General features: G+C 65.2%; 12 protein-coding genes. 6 read left to right on the top strand and 6 right to left on the bottom strand.

Annotated features, from left to right (window positions below; genetic code table 11):
- Window positions 1–43: 43 nt before the first annotated feature.
- Complete coding sequence (locus EI171_RS32920; RefSeq protein WP_161535798.1) at window positions 44–1,453, bottom strand: UdgX family uracil-DNA binding protein; 1,410 nt, start codon at window positions 1,451–1,453, stop codon at window positions 44–46.
- Window positions 1,454–1,619: 166 nt separating this feature from the next.
- On the opposite strand from EI171_RS32920, the gene EI171_RS32915 reads away from it, so the two are divergent.
- From EI171_RS32915 to EI171_RS32905, 3 genes are read left to right on the top strand one after another with little or no spacing between them, the layout of a single operon-like run.
- Window positions 1,620–2,405 carry an ImuA family protein gene (locus tag EI171_RS32915; RefSeq protein ID WP_161535797.1) on the top strand — a complete coding sequence of 262 codons (786 nt, stop codon included), beginning with the start codon at window positions 1,620–1,622 and terminating at the stop codon, window positions 2,403–2,405.
- On the top strand, window positions 2,305–3,954 hold the full coding sequence (locus EI171_RS32910; RefSeq protein ID WP_161535796.1) for a DNA polymerase Y family protein: 1,650 nt from the start codon (window positions 2,305–2,307) through the stop codon (window positions 3,952–3,954). The genes EI171_RS32915 and EI171_RS32910 overlap by 101 nt, the downstream gene beginning before the upstream one ends.
- A complete protein-coding gene (locus EI171_RS32905) occupies window positions 3,951–7,403 on the top strand; it encodes an error-prone DNA polymerase (protein WP_161535795.1) in 3,453 nt (1,150 codons plus the stop codon). Before EI171_RS32910 ends, EI171_RS32905 begins: the two co-directional genes overlap by 4 nt.
- A 251-nt stretch (window positions 7,404–7,654) precedes the next feature.
- Here EI171_RS32905 and EI171_RS32900 read toward each other — a convergent pair whose 3' ends face one another.
- Together EI171_RS32900 and EI171_RS32895 are read right to left on the bottom strand one after the other, a co-directional pair.
- Window positions 7,655–8,425, bottom strand: coding sequence for an SDR family NAD(P)-dependent oxidoreductase (locus EI171_RS32900; RefSeq protein WP_161535794.1), 771 nt, complete (start codon window positions 8,423–8,425; stop codon window positions 7,655–7,657).
- A gap of 228 nt (window positions 8,426–8,653) precedes the next feature.
- Window positions 8,654–8,941: a hypothetical protein gene (locus EI171_RS32895; RefSeq protein WP_028172312.1), complete on the bottom strand. Its 288-nt coding sequence runs from the start codon at window positions 8,939–8,941 to the stop codon at window positions 8,654–8,656.
- A gap of 121 nt (window positions 8,942–9,062) precedes the next feature.
- Between EI171_RS32895 and EI171_RS32890 the strand changes: the two genes are divergently transcribed.
- The 3 genes from EI171_RS32890 to EI171_RS32880 all read left to right on the top strand — a co-directional run bounded on the left by EI171_RS32890 (window position 9,063) and on the right by EI171_RS32880 (window position 15,028).
- On the top strand, window positions 9,063–10,463 hold the full coding sequence (locus EI171_RS32890; RefSeq protein ID WP_161535793.1) for a CoA transferase: 1,401 nt from the start codon (window positions 9,063–9,065) through the stop codon (window positions 10,461–10,463).
- Between the two features lie 165 nt (window positions 10,464–10,628).
- Window positions 10,629–11,873, top strand: coding sequence for an efflux RND transporter periplasmic adaptor subunit (locus EI171_RS32885; RefSeq protein ID WP_028172310.1), 1,245 nt, complete (start codon window positions 10,629–10,631; stop codon window positions 11,871–11,873).
- Between the two features lie 38 nt (window positions 11,874–11,911).
- The gene (locus tag EI171_RS32880) at window positions 11,912–15,028 is read left to right on the top strand and encodes an efflux RND transporter permease subunit (RefSeq protein WP_161535792.1); all 3,117 of its coding nucleotides are present in this window, start codon (window positions 11,912–11,914) and stop codon (window positions 15,026–15,028) included.
- Between the two features lie 20 nt (window positions 15,029–15,048).
- On the opposite strand, the gene EI171_RS32875 is transcribed toward EI171_RS32880, so the two are convergent.
- Genes EI171_RS32875 through EI171_RS32865 form a run of 3 tightly spaced genes read right to left on the bottom strand, consistent with a single transcriptional unit; the run spans window position 15,049 to window position 18,074 of the window.
- Complete coding sequence (locus tag EI171_RS32875) at window positions 15,049–16,011, bottom strand: amidohydrolase family protein (RefSeq protein ID WP_161535791.1); 963 nt, start codon at window positions 16,009–16,011, stop codon at window positions 15,049–15,051.
- Window positions 16,012–16,062: 51 nt separating this feature from the next.
- Window positions 16,063–16,620, bottom strand: coding sequence for a hypothetical protein (locus EI171_RS32870; RefSeq protein ID WP_161535790.1), 558 nt, complete (start codon window positions 16,618–16,620; stop codon window positions 16,063–16,065).
- Between the two features lie 23 nt (window positions 16,621–16,643).
- Window positions 16,644–18,074 carry a TolC family outer membrane protein gene (locus tag EI171_RS32865; protein ID WP_202633038.1) on the bottom strand — a complete coding sequence of 477 codons (1,431 nt, stop codon included), beginning with the start codon at window positions 18,072–18,074 and terminating at the stop codon, window positions 16,644–16,646.
- Window positions 18,075–18,084: the final 10 nt, after the last annotated feature.

Genomic DNA, 18,084 nt, shown 5'->3' with positions numbered 1-18,084 from the left:
CTGGATGACAAGCGGTGGTTGAAAGGCGTTTTCCCGCCCGTATTTAGGCGGCGCGCGCGGATTTCCTCTGCAGGCTGGCGGCGATCTTCAGGTCTTCGACAAAGCGCTGATATTCCAGCACTTTGGCTTCCGGGTCGGGCAGTCGCAGCAGATAGGACGGGTGCACCGTCACCAGCGCCTTGCGGCCGTCGGGAAGGTCGATGAGCCGGCCGCGGGTCTTGCCGATTGGGGTGATCTTGCCGAATACGCTTTGCGCGGCGGTGGCGCCCATCGCGACGATGAGCTCGGGCTGGATTGCCGCAACTTCCCGCTCATACCATGGCCGGCACGCTTTGATTTCCGGTGTTGCCGGCTTCTGGTGCAGGCGGATCTTTCCGCGCGGCACGAATTTGAAGTGCTTCACCGCATTGGTGACATAGACCTTCTTGCGGTCGACGCCGGCTTCCTCCAGCGCGCGGTCGAGCATCTGCCCGGCCGGTCCGACGAAGGGATGGCCGGCGAGGTCTTCCTTGTCGCCGGGCTGCTCGCCGACCAGCATGATGGTGGCGTCTTTCGGGCCTTCGCCGAACACGATTTGCGTCGCGTCCTTGTAGAGCGGGCAGGCACGGCAATGCGCGGCCTCCTCGCGGAGCTCTTCGAGATCGTTGGCGGCGGCTTTGTGTCCCATGATGGCTTCCGGACGTGGGGAGATCCGTCCGCCGGTCCAGCGTTCGGCATCGGCGAGCAGGGGTCCAAGTATCGATCCAAGTACCGATGCGTCCTGGAGGTTCCTCCGGCGCTTCACCGGCGCGTCGGTCGTCATCAGCCGGCCGGGCTGGAAATGGCGCCGCCAGGTTTCCTCCAGGCGGCCTGGTGCCGGCCACTCCGTCCGGCTGATTCCGGGCGTGAAGGAGATCGCGTGACCATTCCAATGGGCACAAACGTCAGGCGTGAGGATCGACCAGGGCATGTCGGCAAAACGACGCGCAAAGAACGGCGCGGCGAATGCGACGATGTGATGCTCCGGCTCGAACCAGGCGGCGTAATGCGCCTTCTGCTCGCGCCCGATCTCGCGGAAGCGGACGAGATCGCGCATCCGCTGTGCATCGCGCTGCACGCTGCCAGCCATCGCGGTTGCCTGCGCCACGTCGGGATCGCTCATCGTTACGAGCAGGTCGTGATCGGCCTTCAACCGCCAGAGCAGGCGATAGAGCAGCGCAAATCGCTCGCCCTCGCGATGCAGGATCGCGATGCGGGCAAGCTCGATGAAATTGGCCGGCACGGTGAACGTGCTCTCGGTCTCGATCGGCGGAAGGCTCGGCGCTTCGGACAGGCCGGGCGGCATCTGGTCTTTCGTCTGGCCTTGCACGTGCCACACCACGTCCGCCGGGGCGACGTGGTGCAGCGCGAATGCGCGTGCGGCTTTACGCCAGCCGTCGAAATCGGTCTCGCTGTCCAGGGTGACGAGGTACATGGCACTCGAATCCTCTTGATTCCGCTCATGAATCCATGGGCGCGCCAATTCGATTGACTCCAGGGGCGCCGTTAGCTTTATATTAGAACATATCATGAACAAATGAGCCAGCCGCTGGTTCTCTTTTTGAGAGCCACCGGCAATCACCTCTGAAGGAGCGGCGTATATGAGCGGCGCACGCACAAGCGCGCTTGCGACCTTGCGCAGCCAGATCGAGCGCATCGAGACGGCGGAGGTCGTGCATCAGCATGATCGCGTCGCGCTTGGCCACGGCGAGGTCGACAGCGCGCTGAAGGGCGGGCTCGCGCGCGCGGCGATCCACGAGGTGTTTTGCGAGGGGCGCCAGGGCGCCGCCGCGACCGGGTTTGTCATGGGCGTTGCGGGACGCGTGACCGCGCGCCGGCCGCTGTTGTGGGTGCGGCAGGATTTTTCGGAACTGGAAGCCGGCGCGCTGTCGATGAGCGGGCTCGCCGAGCTCGGCCTCGACCCGCGCCGCGTGGTGATGGTGCGCGCGGCCGATGTGGAGGGTGCGCTGCGCACTTCGGCCGATGCACTGGCCTGCGATGCGCTCGGCGCGGTCGTGCTCGAGCTCTGGGGCGAGACGCGGCAATTCGATCTCGTGGCGAGCCGCAAGCTGACGCTGGCCGCGCAAGGCTCCGGCGTCACCGGCCTGCTGTTGCGGATGGCCGCGCAGCCGCTGCCCTCGACTGCCGAGACCAGATGGATGCTGCGCGCGGCGCATTCGCCGCCGGGCACGATGTGGAATGCCTGGGGCGCGCCGCGCTTCGATGCCGAGCTGTTGCGCAATCGTCATGGCCCGTGCGGCCGGTGGATCATGGAATGGAAATGTGATGAGTGCCAGTTCAGTGAACCGTCGACGTATTCTCAGCTTGTGGCTGCCGCGCCTGCCCATCGACCGGATCCAGCGATTCTTCAACGGCGGGCTGGGTAAGACCAAAGCGTTTTCGAGCGAAGTGGGTACCGGTTCGCGTGAAGAAAACGCGTCAAAACAAAAAGACGAGCCCAGCATCGTCGTCATCAAAGAGACCAATGCGCTGGTGATCCATGCGCTTGACGATGCGGCGTCGCGGCTGGGCCTGCATATCGGCCAGCCCCTGGCCAATGCGCGGGCGATGTGCCCGGACTTGCGGGTGTTCGATGCCGATGTCGTCGCCGATGCGAAGACGCTGAGCGACATCGCCGACTGGTGCGACCGTTTCACGCCGCTGGTGGCGCTCGATCCGCCGCACGGGCTGTTCCTTGATATCACCGGCTGCGCGCATCTGTTCGGCGGCGAAGCCGCGCTGTTGCAGACGCTCATTCGCGCGCTCGGCCGACAAGGCTTTGCCGTCAGCGCGGCGATTGCCGGCACCTCGGTCTGCGCGCGGACGCTGACGCGCCAGGTCACAGGCACCATCGTCGTCGATGGCGGGGAGGCGGAGGCGATCAGCCGGCTGCCGGTGTCCGCGCTCGGCGCGGGCGAGGCCATCACCACCGGCCTGCGCCGTGCCGGCCTGAAGACCATCGGCGATGTCGCATCGCGCGGCGCCCACGAGATCACGGCGCGGTTCGGCGCGCGGTTCTCCACGCTGCTCGCGCATGCGCTGGGGCAGGGCGATGCGCCGATCAATCCGCGAAAGCCGCTGCCTGACTACATCGTAGAGAAGCGCTTTGCCGAGCCGATCGCGACCGACACGATGATCGCGATGACGCTGTCGCGGCTCGCCGACACGTTGATCGCGTCCATGGAGAAGCAGGGCAAGGGCGCGCGGCGGCTGGAAGCCGCCTTCTTCCGCACCGACGGCGTGGTGCGCGCGATCATGGTCGAGACCGGACGGCCGGTGACGCGAAGCGCCGTCATCGACCGCCTGTTCCGCGAGCGGCTCGATGCGCTCGCCGATCCCCTCGATCCCGGCTTCGGCTTCGACATGGTGCGGCTGTCGGCGAGCCGCACCGAGATCGTGGTGCAGGAGCAGCGCGATCTCGACGCCCATGTCCACGACAATGACGAGCTCGCCGCGCTGATCGACCGCATCGCGGCGCGGATCGGCGGAAAGCGCGTCGTCGTGCACTTGCCGCAGGACACGCATGTCCCTGAATGTGCGGTGCTGGCCGCGCCGGCGCAGCATCACCTTGCCGCCGCCATGCAGGCCGAATGGCCGGCGCGCGCCGAGGGCGAGCCGCCGCTGCGCCCCCTGCGGCTGTTCGACAAGCCGGAGCCGGTCACAGTGCCGTTCGCGACCGTGCCGGATGGTCCGCCGCATCAATTCACCTGGCGGCGCGCGAAACACGCGGTGGTGCGGGTGGAAGGGCCCGAGCGCATCGCGATGGAATGGTGGCGTCAGGACGGCAAGCAGTTGACGCGGGATTATTTCCGCATCGAGGATGCCGAAGGCCTGCGCTTCTGGATTTTTCGCGACGGTCTTTACGAGGGGGAGGTGTTCGACGCCGACGGCAAGCCCGCTCCTCCCAACTGGTATGTGCACGGTCTCTTCGCATGAACACGCCTGCTTATGCCGAGATCGGCATCACTACCAATTTCTCCTTCCTGCGGGGCGGTTCGGATCCGCGGGCCTATGTGCATCAGGCGAGCATCCTCGGCATTCCCGTGATCGGCATTGCCGATCACAACACGCTGGCCGGCGTGGTGCGGGCCTACAAGGAGCTCGACAATGACAAGGTGCTGCACAAGCCAAAACTGCTGATCGGCGCGCGCATCGTCTTCATCGACGGCACGCCCGACATTCTTGTCTATCCGCGCGACCGTGCGGCCTATGGCCGGCTCTGCCAGCTCCTGACCCGGGGCAAGCGCGGCGACGACGTCACGCGGATCGAGAAGGGCGAATGCCGTCTCACCCTCTCCGATCTCCTCGCGTTTTCGGAAGGCCAGCTCCTGGTCTTGACCCTGCCGCATCGCTTCGAGCCGGCGCAGGCGCTGGATGTCCTTGCAAAGCTCAAAGCGACCCGCGCCGAGGGCGTGTGGCTGGCGGCGAGCCTGGTCTATCGCGGCGATGACCGACGCCGCCTGGCGCGGCTCGACGATCTCGCGACGACGGCAAAGGTGCAGTTGCTCGCGACCAACGAGGTGCTCTATCACGATCCTGCGCGCCGTCCCCTCCAGGACGTGCTCACCTGCATCCGGGAAAAGACCACGATCGAGGCGGTCGGACGAAAGCTCGAGGCCAATGCCGAGCGCTTTCTCAAAACTCCGCGCGAAATGTCGCGGCTGTTCCGTGACTTCCCCGACGCGATCGCGGAGACCATGCGCTTTGCCAACAAGATCGACTTCTCGCTCGACCAGCTTAGATATCAATACCCGGACGAGCCGGTGCCGCCGGGCAAGACCGCGCAAGGGCATCTGGAGGACCTGACCTGGGCGGGCGTCGATAAATATTTCGCCGGCAAGATCGATGACAAGCTGCGTGCGACACTCAAGAAAGAGCTCGCGCTGATCGCCGAGCTGAAATACGCGCACTACTTCCTCACCGTGCACGACATCGTCCATTATGCGCGCAGCCAGAACATTTTGTGTCAGGGCCGCGGCTCGGCGGCGAATTCGGCGGTCTGCTACGTGCTCGGCATCACCTCGGTCGACCCGACCAAGGTCGATCTCTTGTTCGAGCGCTTCATCTCCAAGGAGCGGCTGGAGCCGCCCGACATCGACGTCGATTTCGAGCATTCGCGGCGCGAGGAGGTGATGCAATATGTCTATCGCCGCTATGGCCGTCACCGCGCCGCGATCATCGCCACGATCATCCATTATCGTCCGCGCAGCGCCATCCGCGACGTCGGCAAGGCGCTGGGCCTGACCGAGGACGTCACCGCCGCGCTCGCCGACACCGTCTGGGGAAGCTGGGGCAGTGGCCTCAACGACATGCAGGTGAAGCAGGCCGGGCTCGATCCGCAAAACCCCATGATCAACCTCGCGGTCGAGCTTGCGACCGAGCTGATCGAATTCCCGCGCCATCTCTCCCAGCATGTCGGCGGCTATGTGCTCACCCAGGACCGGCTCGACACCTATGTGCCGATCGGCAACGCCGCGATGGACGACCGCACCTTCATCGAATGGGACAAGGACGACGTCGACGCGCTCAACATGATGAAGGTCGACGTGCTTGCACTGGGCATGCTGACCTGCATCCGCAAATGTTTTGATCTGATCGCGGACCATAAGGGCGAGCGCTGGGTTCTGGCGAGCGTTCCGCAGGACGATCCGAAAGTCTACGACATGCTGTGTGACGGGGAGTCGCTCGGCGTGTTCCAGGTCGAGAGCCGCGCCCAGATGAACATGCTGCCGCGCCTGAAGCCGCGGACCTTCTACGACCTGGTGATCGAGGTCGCGATCGTCCGGCCGGGGCCGATCCAGGGCGACATGGTGCATCCGTATTTGCGACGACGGAACGGCCAGGAGAAGGTGAACTATCCCTCGCCATCGCCCGAGCATGGTCCCGCGGACGAGCTCTACAAGGTGCTGCACAAGACGAAGGGCGTGCCGCTGTTCCAGGAGCAGGCAATGCGCATCGCGATCGAGGCGGCCAAATTCACCTCCGAGGAGGCCAACGGCCTGCGCCGCTCGATGGCGACCTTTCGCAATGTCGGCACGATCGGCCAATACGAGGAGAAGCTGATCGGCAACATGGTCGCGCGCGGCTACGATCCCAACTTCGCCAGAAGCTGCTTCGACCAGATCAAGGGTTTTGGTTCCTACGGTTTTCCGGAGAGCCACGCCGCGAGTTTTGCGCAGCTCGTCTACATTTCGTCATGGCTGAAATATCATCATCCCGATGCGTTCTGCTGCGGCCTCTTGAACTCGCAGCCGATGGGCTTTTACGCGCCGGCGCAGATCGTGGGCGATGCCCGCAAGAACGGCGTCGAGGTGCGCGACATCGACGTGTCCTACAGCTTTGCGCAGAACACGCTGGAGCAGGGGAGCGGCAAATACCGCGCGGTACGCCTCGGCTTCCGCCAGATCGACGGTTTTCATTGGTTGGACGAGGATGAGGAGCGCCTGAAACACTCCCAGCTGTCATTCCGGGGCGACGCGTCAGCGTCGAGCCCGGAATCCATAACCACGATCGGGAGTATGGATTCCGGGCTCGCGCCAAGAGGCGCGCCCCGGAATGACGGCGGAGCGTTAGACTGGGCCGACCGCATCGTCGCCGCCCGCAACCGCCGTCCCTTCACCTCGCTCGAAGATTTCGCCCGCGACACCGGCCTGCCCAAGCGCGCGCTGATCCTGCTCGCCGATGCCGATGCCTTCCGTTCGCTCGGGCTCGATCGCCGCGAGGCGCTGTGGCAGGTGCGGCGGCTGCCAGATGACGTGCCGTTGCCGCTGTTCGAGGCCGCCACCGCCCGTGAGCAGCCCGACGAGCATGCAAAGCCATTGCCCTTGATGCCGCGCCCCGAGCAGGTGGTCGCGGACTACCAGACCATCCGGCTATCGCTGAAGGGCCACCCGATGGAATTCCTGCGCGAGATGTTTTCGCGCGAGCGCGCCGTCGCCTGCAAGGACGTCAATCATCAGAACGAGCGGCGGCGCGTCCGCTGCGCCGGCGTGGTGCTGGTCCGGCAGCGGCCGGGCAGCGCCAGCGGCGTCGTGTTCATGACGCTGGAGGACGAAACCGGCATCGCCAATGTCGTGGTGTGGCCCAAGATCATGGAGCAGTACCGCAAGGAGGTGATGGGCGCGCGCCTCATCCTGGTCGAGGGCTATATCCAGAGCAGCCCCGAGAAGGTGACGCATCTCATCGCCCAGCGCATGGTCGACCGCTCGCACGATCTGATTGGACTGGCCAACGATGCCTTGACCCGCAGGCATCCGGTGCCATCAGGCGCCGCCCTGATCGAGCCGCTCAACGACGATCGCCGCGACCACGCGGATGCCCCGGCACAGAAAATCCGCCACCCCCGCAACGTCCGCATCCTGCCGCCGTCGCGGGATTTTCATTGAGGTTGTCGCGCGGGATGCTGCCACGCCGTCATTGCGAGCATAGCGAAGCAATCCAGACTGTTGCCGCGGAAAGATTCTGGATTGCTTCGCTGCGCTCGCAATGACGAGTTTGTTGAAGCGATCGCGCCTCACTCTCAGTCGTCATACCCCGCAAAGGCGGGGTATCCAGTACGCCGCGGCCTCTCGGTTCTAGCCGCACTGTCTCTGGAATACTGGACCGCCCGCCTTCGCAGGCGATGACAGCGTGCCCCTCAAAAATTCACCCGGTTCGAGATCGCCCCGTCCACGACCAGATTCGATCCCGTGGTGAACCCCGACACCGGGCTGGCCAGAAACACCGCCGCGCTTGCGATCTCCTGCGGCGTTGCCATGCGGCCGGTAGGGTTGCGCTTCATCGCATCCTTGTAGCGCTCGGGCATGTTCTGCTCGATCGTGTTCCAGACGCCGCCCTTGAAATAGACGGTGCCGGGCGAGACCACGTTGACGCGGATCTTCTTCTTCGCATATTGCCGCGCCAGCCCCTTGGCCATGTGGATCAGCGCCGCCTTGATCGGGCCGTAGGAGCTCGCGAGATCGGCCTGTGCCGCCGAGATCGAGGCGATGATGACGAAGGCTGCGTCGCCGCTTGTCTCGCCGCTCGCCTCGAGGAACGGTCGCGCGGCATCGAACGCATGCACGGCGCCGAGCACGTCGAGCCGGAAGTTCTGCTCCCAGGACGCTGCATCCTGACCTTGCGCCATCGCGCCGGCATTGGAGAACAGCATGTCGATGCCGCCGAGCTCCTTTGCAGCGCCCTCGATCCAGGACTTCAACGCCGCGCCGTCGGTGACGTCGACCGAGCTGCCGGTGGCGCGGATGCCGCTCGTCTTCAGCTCGGTGACGGTGGCGGCAACCTGATCCGCATTGCGCGCGCACACCGCGACATTGGCGCCTTCGCCGGCCAGCGTCGCCGCAATCGCCCGCCCGATGCCGCGCGTGCCGCCGAGCACGATGGCGTTCTTTCCCTTGAGACCGAGATCCATTGTTTTGTCTTCCTTGTTGTTGGTCGCGCGCCGTCGTCGCGAACGAAGCGCAGTGCCTCCTCCAATGTCGTCCTGGCGAAAGCCAGGACCCATTACCACGAACTTGCGCTGCTGTGCGATGTTGTGGCCAAGACGTGCTGTAACAACATTCGACCGGGGTAATGGGTCCTGGCTTTCGCCAGGACGACACCGAGCGTGTGGTTAGTTGCTTCGCCTGCGGCGACGACCTCACTCCGGTGCCGCCCCCACCGGCGGGCCGCCGGGCGGGCGGTGCAAGTAAGTCAGCGAGACGTAGGCGCCGGCCCAGGAGCCGAGCGCCGCGAAAGCGACATAGAAGGCGTTTTCGGTGTAGCTGATCACCGCGTAGGACGAGAGCAGGTACCAGACCGCGCTCCAGTTCGCCGCTGGCACGCGCTTGCGCGCGATCACGGCGGAGGTGAACATGACATAGACCGCGTCGGTGGCCGCCGTTGCGATGAACACGGCGCCGGCGGTAAGGGGATCGATGGCGGCCATTGCATTCCTTTCTGCGATCATGACATGGTCGCGAAAAGTACAGCATGATCCGGAAAAGTGCGCAGCGGTTTTCCGGAAGGATCGTACGCAAAACAACAACCCGAAAGGGAGAGAAGCGGCCATGCAAAGCCCTGCCGATATTCTCGAGGGCATCTGGACCTCCGCCGGCGGCGATAAGGCCGCGCTTGCACGCGTGCGACTGACCGGCGAAGAGCCGCAGATCCCGTCCTCGTTTCGTGTCGCTGTCGCCGGCCAAACCACAATCGCTGCCGCGGGCCTTGCTGCCGCCGAAATCACGCGATTGCGCAGCGGCGAGGTGCAGGACGTCCATGTCGACATGCGCCATGCCGTGGCCGAATGCCGTTCCGAGCGCTATTTGCGGCTCGACGACAAGCCGCCGCCACCGGCCAGGGACGCCATCGCCGGCGTCTACAGCACAGGCGATGGCCGCTTCGTCCGCTGCCACACCGACTTTCCGCATCATCGCGACGCGGTCTGCAAGGTGCTGGCTTGCGAGGCGGAGCGCGAGAAGGTGCAGGCCGCTTTGATGCGGTGGAAGGGCGAGGATTTCGAAACCGCGGCCTACGCTGCCGGCGGCGTCGTTGCCCTGATGCGCTCTCACGACGAGTGGTCCGCACTGCCGCAGGCATGTGCGCTCGCCGAACTGCCGTTGATCTCGATCGAGAAGATCGGCGAGGCCCCGCCAAAGCCGTGGCCTGAAGGCGATCGCCCGCTCGCCGGCCTCCGCGTGCTTGATCTCTCCCGCGTCATCGCGGGCCCCGTCGCCGGCCGCACGCTCGCCGCGCACGGTGCGGATGTGCTCCTGGTCTCGGGGCCTGAGTTGCCCGCCATTCCCTGGCTCACCATCGACACCGGCCGCGGCAAGCTCACCACCTTCATCGAGCTGAAGAGCGAGGCGGGCAGGGCGCAGATGCGTGCGCTGTTGAAGGATGTCGACATCTTCTCGCAAGGCTATCGCCCGCACGCGCTCGCAGCTCTGGGTTTCTCGCCCGAGGAGGCAGCGAAGATCAATCCCGGCATCGTCTACGTGACTTTGTCAGCCTACGGTCATGCCGGACCCTGGGCCGAGCGGCGCGGCTTCGACTCTCTGGTGCAAACCACCACCGGCTTCAACCATGCCGAGGGGAAGGCCGCCGGCATCGACGGTCCCAAGGAATTGCCGGCACAGATACTCGATCACGCCACCGGCTATCTCATGGCGTTCGGCGCGATGATGGCCAGGGCGCGCCAGGCCCGCGAAGGCGGCAGCTGGCACGTGCGCGTGTCGCTGGCGCAGACCGGCCGCTGGTTGTGGAATCTCGGCCGGCTCGACGGCGGACTGGACACCCCGGATCTTACGGGCGAGGCTGTACATGCAGCGTTCATCGAGAGCATGCCATCTGGCTTCGGCACGTTGAAAGCGGTGCGCCATTCGGCGCTGCTGTCGAGAACGCCGGCGCAATGGAGCCGTCCGGCGATGCCGCTCGGCAGTCATCCGGCACAGTGGCCGGTGAGAAGCTGACACTGAGCTTACTTGGCTTACTTGGAGCTGACGCGTCGCAAAATTTTAACGCAAACGGAAAGGTGCCGGGCGTTTTTTAGGTTGTTTGAAATCTGAATTCGGCACTATTAGCGCGACCGATGAGGCAATTATTTGCCGAGATCGTCGCAGACATGACCGGGCCCCATGGTAGTTGAAAATACCAAGCGATTGCAGGTGCTTACAAAACAGCGGGTGATCTCATCCGTAGTTTTACTGGCACTCGCCGGCGCCGGTGCCTACGGCTTTCTCTATGCGGGGACCAAGGAAAAAAGTCATTCCGAGGTCTCCAGCCAGTCGCGCAGGAATGCGCAGAATTTCACGCCGACCCCGTCCGAATGGGCGACCCTGACGATCGAGCCGGTCAAGGCCAAGACCTTCCGGGCCGAATATGTCACCGAGGGCAAGGTCGCGGTCGACGAGGACCGCTCGACGCCGGTGTTCTCGCCCTATGCGGGCCGGGTCACCAAGCTGCTCGCCAAGCCCGGCGAGATGCTGAAGCAAGGTCAACCGCTGTTCACGATCGAGGCCGCCGACACCGTGCAGGCCCAGAACGATTTCATCGCGGCGATGACCTCGCAGAACAAGGCGAAGTCGGCGATCGATCTAGCCGACATCCAGTTCAAGCGGGCCAAGGATCTCTATGAGGGCCACGCCATTCCGCTGAAGGACTATCAGCAGGCGGAAGCCACCCAGGTCCAGGCGCAGAACGACATGCGCTCCTCGGCGACGGCGCTGGAAGCCGCACGCAACAAGCTGCGGATTCTCGGCTTCACCGACGAGACCATCAAGGCGTTCCAGGACAAGGGTGTCATCGATCGGGAGATCACGATCTACTCGCCGATCTCCGGCACGGTCGTGCAGCGCAAGATCGGCCCGGGCCAGTACGTCAATTCCGGCGCCAGCGATCCGGTCTTCGTGATCGGCGACCTTTCCACGGTCTGGCTCACCGCCTTCGTGCGCGAGAGCGATGCGGCCGCGGTGTGCATCGGGCAGGACATCACCGTCAACGTGATAGCGCTGCCGGGCCGGCCGCTGACCGCCAAGATCAACTACGTCGCCGCCGCGATCGATCCCAGCACCCGCCGTCTGCTGGTTCGCGCCACCATCGACAACAAGGACGGCGTGCTCAAGCCGGAAATGTTCGCCAACGTCACGATCTATTCGGCCGGCGACCGCGCGGCACCTGCGGTGCCGAAACAGGCGTTGATCTATGAAGCCGACAAGGTTCGCATCTGGGTGGCGCGCGAAGACAAGTCGGTCGAGCTGCGCCAGATCAAGATCGGCCTGATCAACGGCAACCTCGTCGAAGTCACGAGCAACCTGCAACCCGGCGAGCAAATCGTCACCAAGGGCAGCCTGTTCATCGACCGCGCGGCGTCCGGCAGCTGATCGACGCCCCAAAAACTGAAAACAAACTGAAGACCTGAATGGATCGTCTCGTCGCCCTTGCCGTCAACCGGCGCTACCTGATGGTCGGCATGTTCGTTGCCGTGCTGATCGGCGGCCTGATCGCGTTCAACCAGCTCAATATCGAGGCCTATCCCGACCCGACCCCGCCGATGGTCGACATCGTGACGCAGAGCCCGGGCCTGTCGGCCGAGGAAATCGAGCGTTACATCACGATCCCGATCGAGACCCAGGTCGCGGGTCTGAAGAACCTCACGACCATCCGCACCATCTCGCTCTACGGCCTCTCCGACATCAAGCTCCAGTTCTCCTTCGCCTACACCTACGACGAGGCGTTGCAGCAGGTCTTGAACCGCCTGGCGCAGCTCGCGCCGCTGCCGGGCAATGTGCAGCCGCAGATCTCGCCGCTCAGCCCGATCGGCGAGATCTTCCGCTACCGCCTGGTCGGCCCGCCGAACTACAGCGTGCTCGACCTCAAGACCATCCAGGACTGGATCCTGCAGCGCCGCTTCCGCGCCGTGCCGGGCGTCATCGACGTCACCGGGTGGGGCGGCAAGAGCAAGACCTACGAGCTCCAGGTCGATTTCAACAAGCTCGTCGCCAACGGCCTGACGCTGCCGCAACTGCTCCAGGCGGTCGGCAATGCGAACGTCAACGTCGGCGGCAACACCGTCAATATCGGCCAGCAATCGGCCGTGGTGCGCGGCGTCGGCCTGATACGTTCGATCGACGACCTTGCCAACACCATGGTCTCGCAGACCAACGGCAACCCGGTGCTGGTCAAGGACGTCGCCACAGTCACGGTCGGGCAGAGGCCTCGCCTCGGTATTGCCGGCATCGACGATGCCGACGACATCGTGCAGGGCATCGTCCTGATGCGCCGCGGCGAGCAGAGCTCGCCAACCATCAAGCGCGTCCACCAGCTCGTTCAAACCATCAACAACTCCAGCATTCTGCCGCCCGGCGTGCGCATCGAGCGCATCTACGACCGCGGCGACCTGATTGAGCTCACGACCCACACCGTGCTGCACAACATGGTGGTCGGCATTCTGCTGATCGTGCTGTTGCAGTGGATCTTCCTCGGCGACCTGCGCAGCGCGCTGATCGTCGGCGCCACCATTCCGTTCGCGCTGTTCTTCGCGGTGATCATCCTGGTGCTGCGCGGCGAATCGGCGAACCTGCTGTCGGTCGGCGCGATCGATTTCGGCCTGATCGTCGATGCCACCGTCATCATGGTGGAGGCGATCTTCCGCCGCCTGACGCAGACGACGCCGGTGTCCGAATCCGAGCACATGTCGTCCGAGACGCTGTTCGGCATGAAGAGCCACGCCATCCTCAGCGCCGCGGCCGACGTGTCGCGCTCGATCTTCTTCGCCGCCGCCATCATTATCGCGGCCTTCCTGCCGCTGTTCACGCTCTCCGGCGTCGAAGGCAACATCTTCGGACCGATGGCGCGCACCTATGCCTATGCGCTTGCCGGCGGGCTGCTGGCCACCTTCACGGTGACGCCGGCGCTGTCCGCGATCATCCTACCCGCGCATGTCGAGGAAACCGAGACCAAAGTCATGTTGATCCTGCACCGGATCTACATGCCGGTGCTGCATTGGGCCGTCGCCAATCGCGGCATCATGCTCGGCGGTGCGGTCGGCCTAGTGCTGATGACGGTGGCGCTCAGCCGGCTGCTCGGCCTCGAATTCCTGCCCAAGCTGGAAGAGGGCAATCTCTGGATCCGCGCCACGCTGCCGCCGACCATCTCGCTCCAGGAAGGCAACACCTACGTCAACGAGATGCGCAAGGTGATCCGCGCCCGGCCCGAGGTGGAATCGGTGGTGTCGCAGCACGGCCGTCCCGACGATGGCACCGACGCGGCCGGCTTCTTCAACGCCGAGTTCTTCGCGCCGCTCAAGCCCGTGAGCCAATGGCCCGGCACGCGCGACAAGGAAGAGCTGACCGCGCAACTGCTCAAGCAGCTCGACGACCGCTTCCCCGGCGTCGAGTTCAACTTCTCGCAATATCTCCAGGACAACGTCTCCGAGGCCGTCTCCGGCGTGAAGGGCGAGAACTCGATCAAGCTGTTCGGCAGCGATCTGCAGGCGCTTACCGACACCGCCAACAAGATCAAGCAGGTGCTGTCGACGGTGCAGGGTGTCACCGACCTTGCGGTGTTCACCTCGCTCGGGCAGCCGACCATCCAGATCGACATCGACCGTGCCAAGGCCGCGCGCTACGGCCTCGCACCGGGCGACATCAACGCCACCATCAAGGTCGCGATCGGTGGCGACACCGCGGGCGATCTCTACGAGCCCGGAAGCGACCGCCATTTCCCGATCATCGTTCGGCTTGCGCCGGAATACCGCCGGAGCGCGGAGGCGATCCAGAATTTGCGGATCGGTGCGCCGGGGCCGAACGGGACCGTCACGCAGATCCCGTTGAGCGAGGTCGCCACCATCAGCCTCGTCTCGGGCGCGGCCTACATCTACCGCGAGCAGCAGGAGCGCTACCTGCCGATCAAGTTCTCGGTCCGCGAGCGCGATCTCGGCAGCGCGATCCGCGAGGCGCAGCAGAAGATCGCCGACCAGGTGCAACTGCCGCCCGGCGCGCACATGGACTGGGTCGGCGAGTTCGGCAATCTCCAGGACGCGATCCGGCGCCTGTCGATCGTGGTGCCGATTTCGCTGGCGCTGATCGGTGTTCTGCTCTGGTTCAATTTCGGCTCGATGACCGACACGCTGCTCGCGATGAGCGTGATCCCGATGGCGATCTTCGGCGGCGTGCTCGGGCTGTTGATCACCGGCACGGCGTTCAGCGTCTCCGCGGCGATCGGCTTCATCGCGCTGTTCGGCATCGCCGTGATGGACGGCATCATCATCCTGTCGCAGTTCAACCAGCTCATCGAGGAAGGCATGGACCGCGTGAGCGCGGTGATCCGCACCGGCGAGCTTCAGCTCCGGCCCGTGCTGATGACCTGCGTCGTCGCCGGCGTCGGCCTCTTGCCCGCTGCCCTGTCGGAGGGCATCGGATCGCAGGTGCAGAAGCCGCTCGCGGTCGTCGTCGTCACCGGCATGATGCTGGCGCCGGTCGTGATCCTGGTGACCTTGCCGGTCCTGATCTCCTTCTTCTCCCGCCGTGCGCGCTGATCGCGGGCGGCCGTCGCGACTCAGAATCCGTAGAGCCGCCCCGGATTGTCGACCAGGATCTTCTTGCGCACGTCCGCATCCGGTGCCCACACCGGAAGCTGGTTGAGCAGGCGGCCGTCATCGATCTGATAGAGAGGCGCGATGTCGGTGGCTTTCCGTCCCTCGACATGGCTCGAATCCGGATGCGGCCAGTCGGTGCCCCAGACGATGCGATCCGGATTGGCCTCGATCAGCGCGCGCGCAAAGGGCACCATGTCCTGATAGTCCGGCGCGAGTTTTGACGAGCGATAGGCGCCGGAGATCTTCACATAGGCCTTGCCGGATTTGACGAGCGCGACCAGGTCGGAAAATCCCGGCTGCTCCAGCCCGAGCGAAGCCTCGAGGCCGCCGAAATGATCGAACACCGCGGGCACGGGCGCGGCCAGCACCAGGTCCTTGATCGCCGAGATCATCGGCAGCGTGGTGTAGAGCTGCACGTGCCAGCCGCGCGCCTTCATGCGCTCGACGGCCGCAGTGAAGCGGGCCCGGCCGACATTGGGATCGCTGATGCCGCCGGTCGCAAGGTTGATGCGGATGCCGCGGAAGCCTTCCTGCTGCATCGCATCGAGCTGCGCGTCGGTCGTCTTGTCGTCGATCACGGCGACCCCGCGCGCGGTTCCGCCACGCGCCTTCATGCCGAACAGAGTGGAGGAATTGTCGGTGCCGTAGACGCTTGGCGTGACGATCACCACGCGCTCGATATGCAGCGCCTTGTGCAGCGCGGCCATTTCTTCAGGGCTCGCCAGCTCCGGCGTATAGACGCGGCCTGCGAAGAACGGAAACTTTTCGGGATCGCCATGGATGTGGGTGTGGCAGTCGCAGGCATGCGCCGGAACGTCGAAATTGACCGGCGTCGCGGGCTGCGACGCGCGGGCGTGGGCTTTGCTGGTCATGGCTACTCCGGCGGCAAGTGAGGCAAGCAGGACGCTGCGTCGGTCGAGCATGGTTTCTCTCCCTGCTTCGTTATTTGGAGGTTGGACCGAAATAGTATCACATCAGCCCGGCAATCGCTCCGCTTCGCTGCATAGCTGCTCGACAAGGTTCGCAAGCGGGTGTGAGCCGTCAACGCGCACGACCGGGCAGGGCAGGCCCGCGAGCCAGGCCTCATGCTTTGCAAGATTGCGGCCTTCGCGATCACCGGCCTCGTAATGGGAGGCCCATTCGACGAAGGCTTCGGTCTCGTCATGGCGCCAGCCGCCCGGCGCGACCGCCTCAACGCCAAAATGGGCGGCCTCGCGGGCGCGCAATCGCTTCAGCCGGATTTCGCGCGGTGCGGTGACGAAGACGACGAGATCGAACAACGGAGCGAGTTCCTCGCCCCAGCCGGTGACCGATCCGCTCAGCACCCAATCGAGACGCGGCAGAAACATCTCGCGCATCAGGCGCCGGCGCTCTGCGCCGGGGCGCGTCGTCTGGTAGGGCGGCGCGGTCGGCAGCCAGAAATAATCATCGCTGTCGTGATGCGGAAGCGCAAGCCGCCCGGCGAGCGCGCGGCCGAGCGTCGTCACGCCGGACCCCGAAGCTCCCATCAGATGGATGCGGCGGCTCTTCATGGCACCGGGCCAAAAGATTGAAACTACTGCCCCGACGGCGTGCGCAGGCCGTGCCAGGCGTCGCGGACCTGCTGGTAGTGCACCTCCGGCAGGTAGTCCGGCGTGTTCAGGCTCAAGGTCTTGACGTCGAGATGGCCGACGGCGCTGAGTAGCGTGTAGGAGGCGATCACGCGGTCGCGCAGCGCGCCGATCAGACGGGCCTTGGCCTGGATCAGATCGGCCTGCGAGTTCAGCACGTCCACCGTCGTGCGCTGTCCGCCGGCGGCCTCGCGCTGCACGCCCTGGAGCGCGACGGTCGCCGCCTTCACTTCGGACTCGGAGGCCGAGACCGCGATCTTGGCGCCTTCGTTCGCAACCCAGGCGCTGACCGCCGCGGTGCGGGCCTGATTGCGCACCTGGTCGAGCACGAGCCGGCTCTGAGCGGTGATCTCCTTGGCCTGCCGGGTCTGCGCGGCGGCCTGGCCGCCGTCATAGATCGGCGCGGTGACGTTGGCGACGATCGAGGCCTGGTCCTCTGCGAACGTGCCGAGTGTGGGGTCGTTGTTGCGGCTTTTGCTGGCGCTGCCCTGGATGCTGGCGCTCGGCAGCAGGGCGCCTTCCGCGACGCGGATGTTGGTGGAGGCGACATCGACGTCGAAGCCTGCCGCCATCACGGCTGGATGCTGACGGATCGCCATTGTCAGCGCATCCTCGCGGCTCTTCGGCAGATAGCGGTCGACCACTTCGGCGGCCCGAAGCTGCGATGGCGCATTGCCGATCACCTGCGCGTATATTGCCTGGCTCACCGCGAGCGCGACTTCGGCGGCATTGAGGTCGGAGAGCCCGCGGTTGAGACGGGCCTCGGCCTGCGCGGTGTCGGTCGGCGTGACGTCGCCGGCGTTGAGGCGGCGCTGGGTGACGGAAAGCGTCTCGCGCAGGAAGGCGACGTTGGAGCGCTGCGCCTCCACCAGCGACTGATTCGCCAGCACATTGGTGTAGGCGGTGACCGCGTCGAGCAGCACGCCCTGGCCGACATTGCGCAACGCCTCGCGGCCCGACTGCACCTGGAGCTCGGCGGCCCGCACGTTATTGGCGGTGCGGAAGCCGTTGAACAGGGTCTGCGTCACGGTGACGCCGATGACCCATGGCGTCAGATTGGCGGTCTGGATCGTGTTGTTGGGCAACAGGTTGCGCACCGACTGCAAGCCGGCGCTGAGGCTTGCAACGAGTTGCGGCCGGTAGCCGGCGAGCGCCTGCGGCACGTTCTCATCGGTCGCACGCTGCCGCGCGCGCTCGGCATTGAGCTGCGGGTTGGTCTGGTAGGCCTTGGCCAGCGCCTCCGGCAGGGCTTCGGCCCCGGCGGCCGAGGGCAGGGCGCAACAGAGCGCCAGCGCGGTCCATGTCGCAAGCACAGGACCCGCGCCCGATCGATGCCGCGTCATCACGCGACCAACTCTGGCGGCACGCCCAATCATGTAATCCCGC

This window comes from Bradyrhizobium sp. LCT2 (genome assembly GCF_009931255.1).
In the GTDB taxonomy this organism is placed as follows: Bacteria; Pseudomonadota; Alphaproteobacteria; order Rhizobiales; family Xanthobacteraceae; genus Bradyrhizobium; species Bradyrhizobium diazoefficiens.
This window is presented reverse-complemented; position numbering and strand designations above follow the sequence as displayed.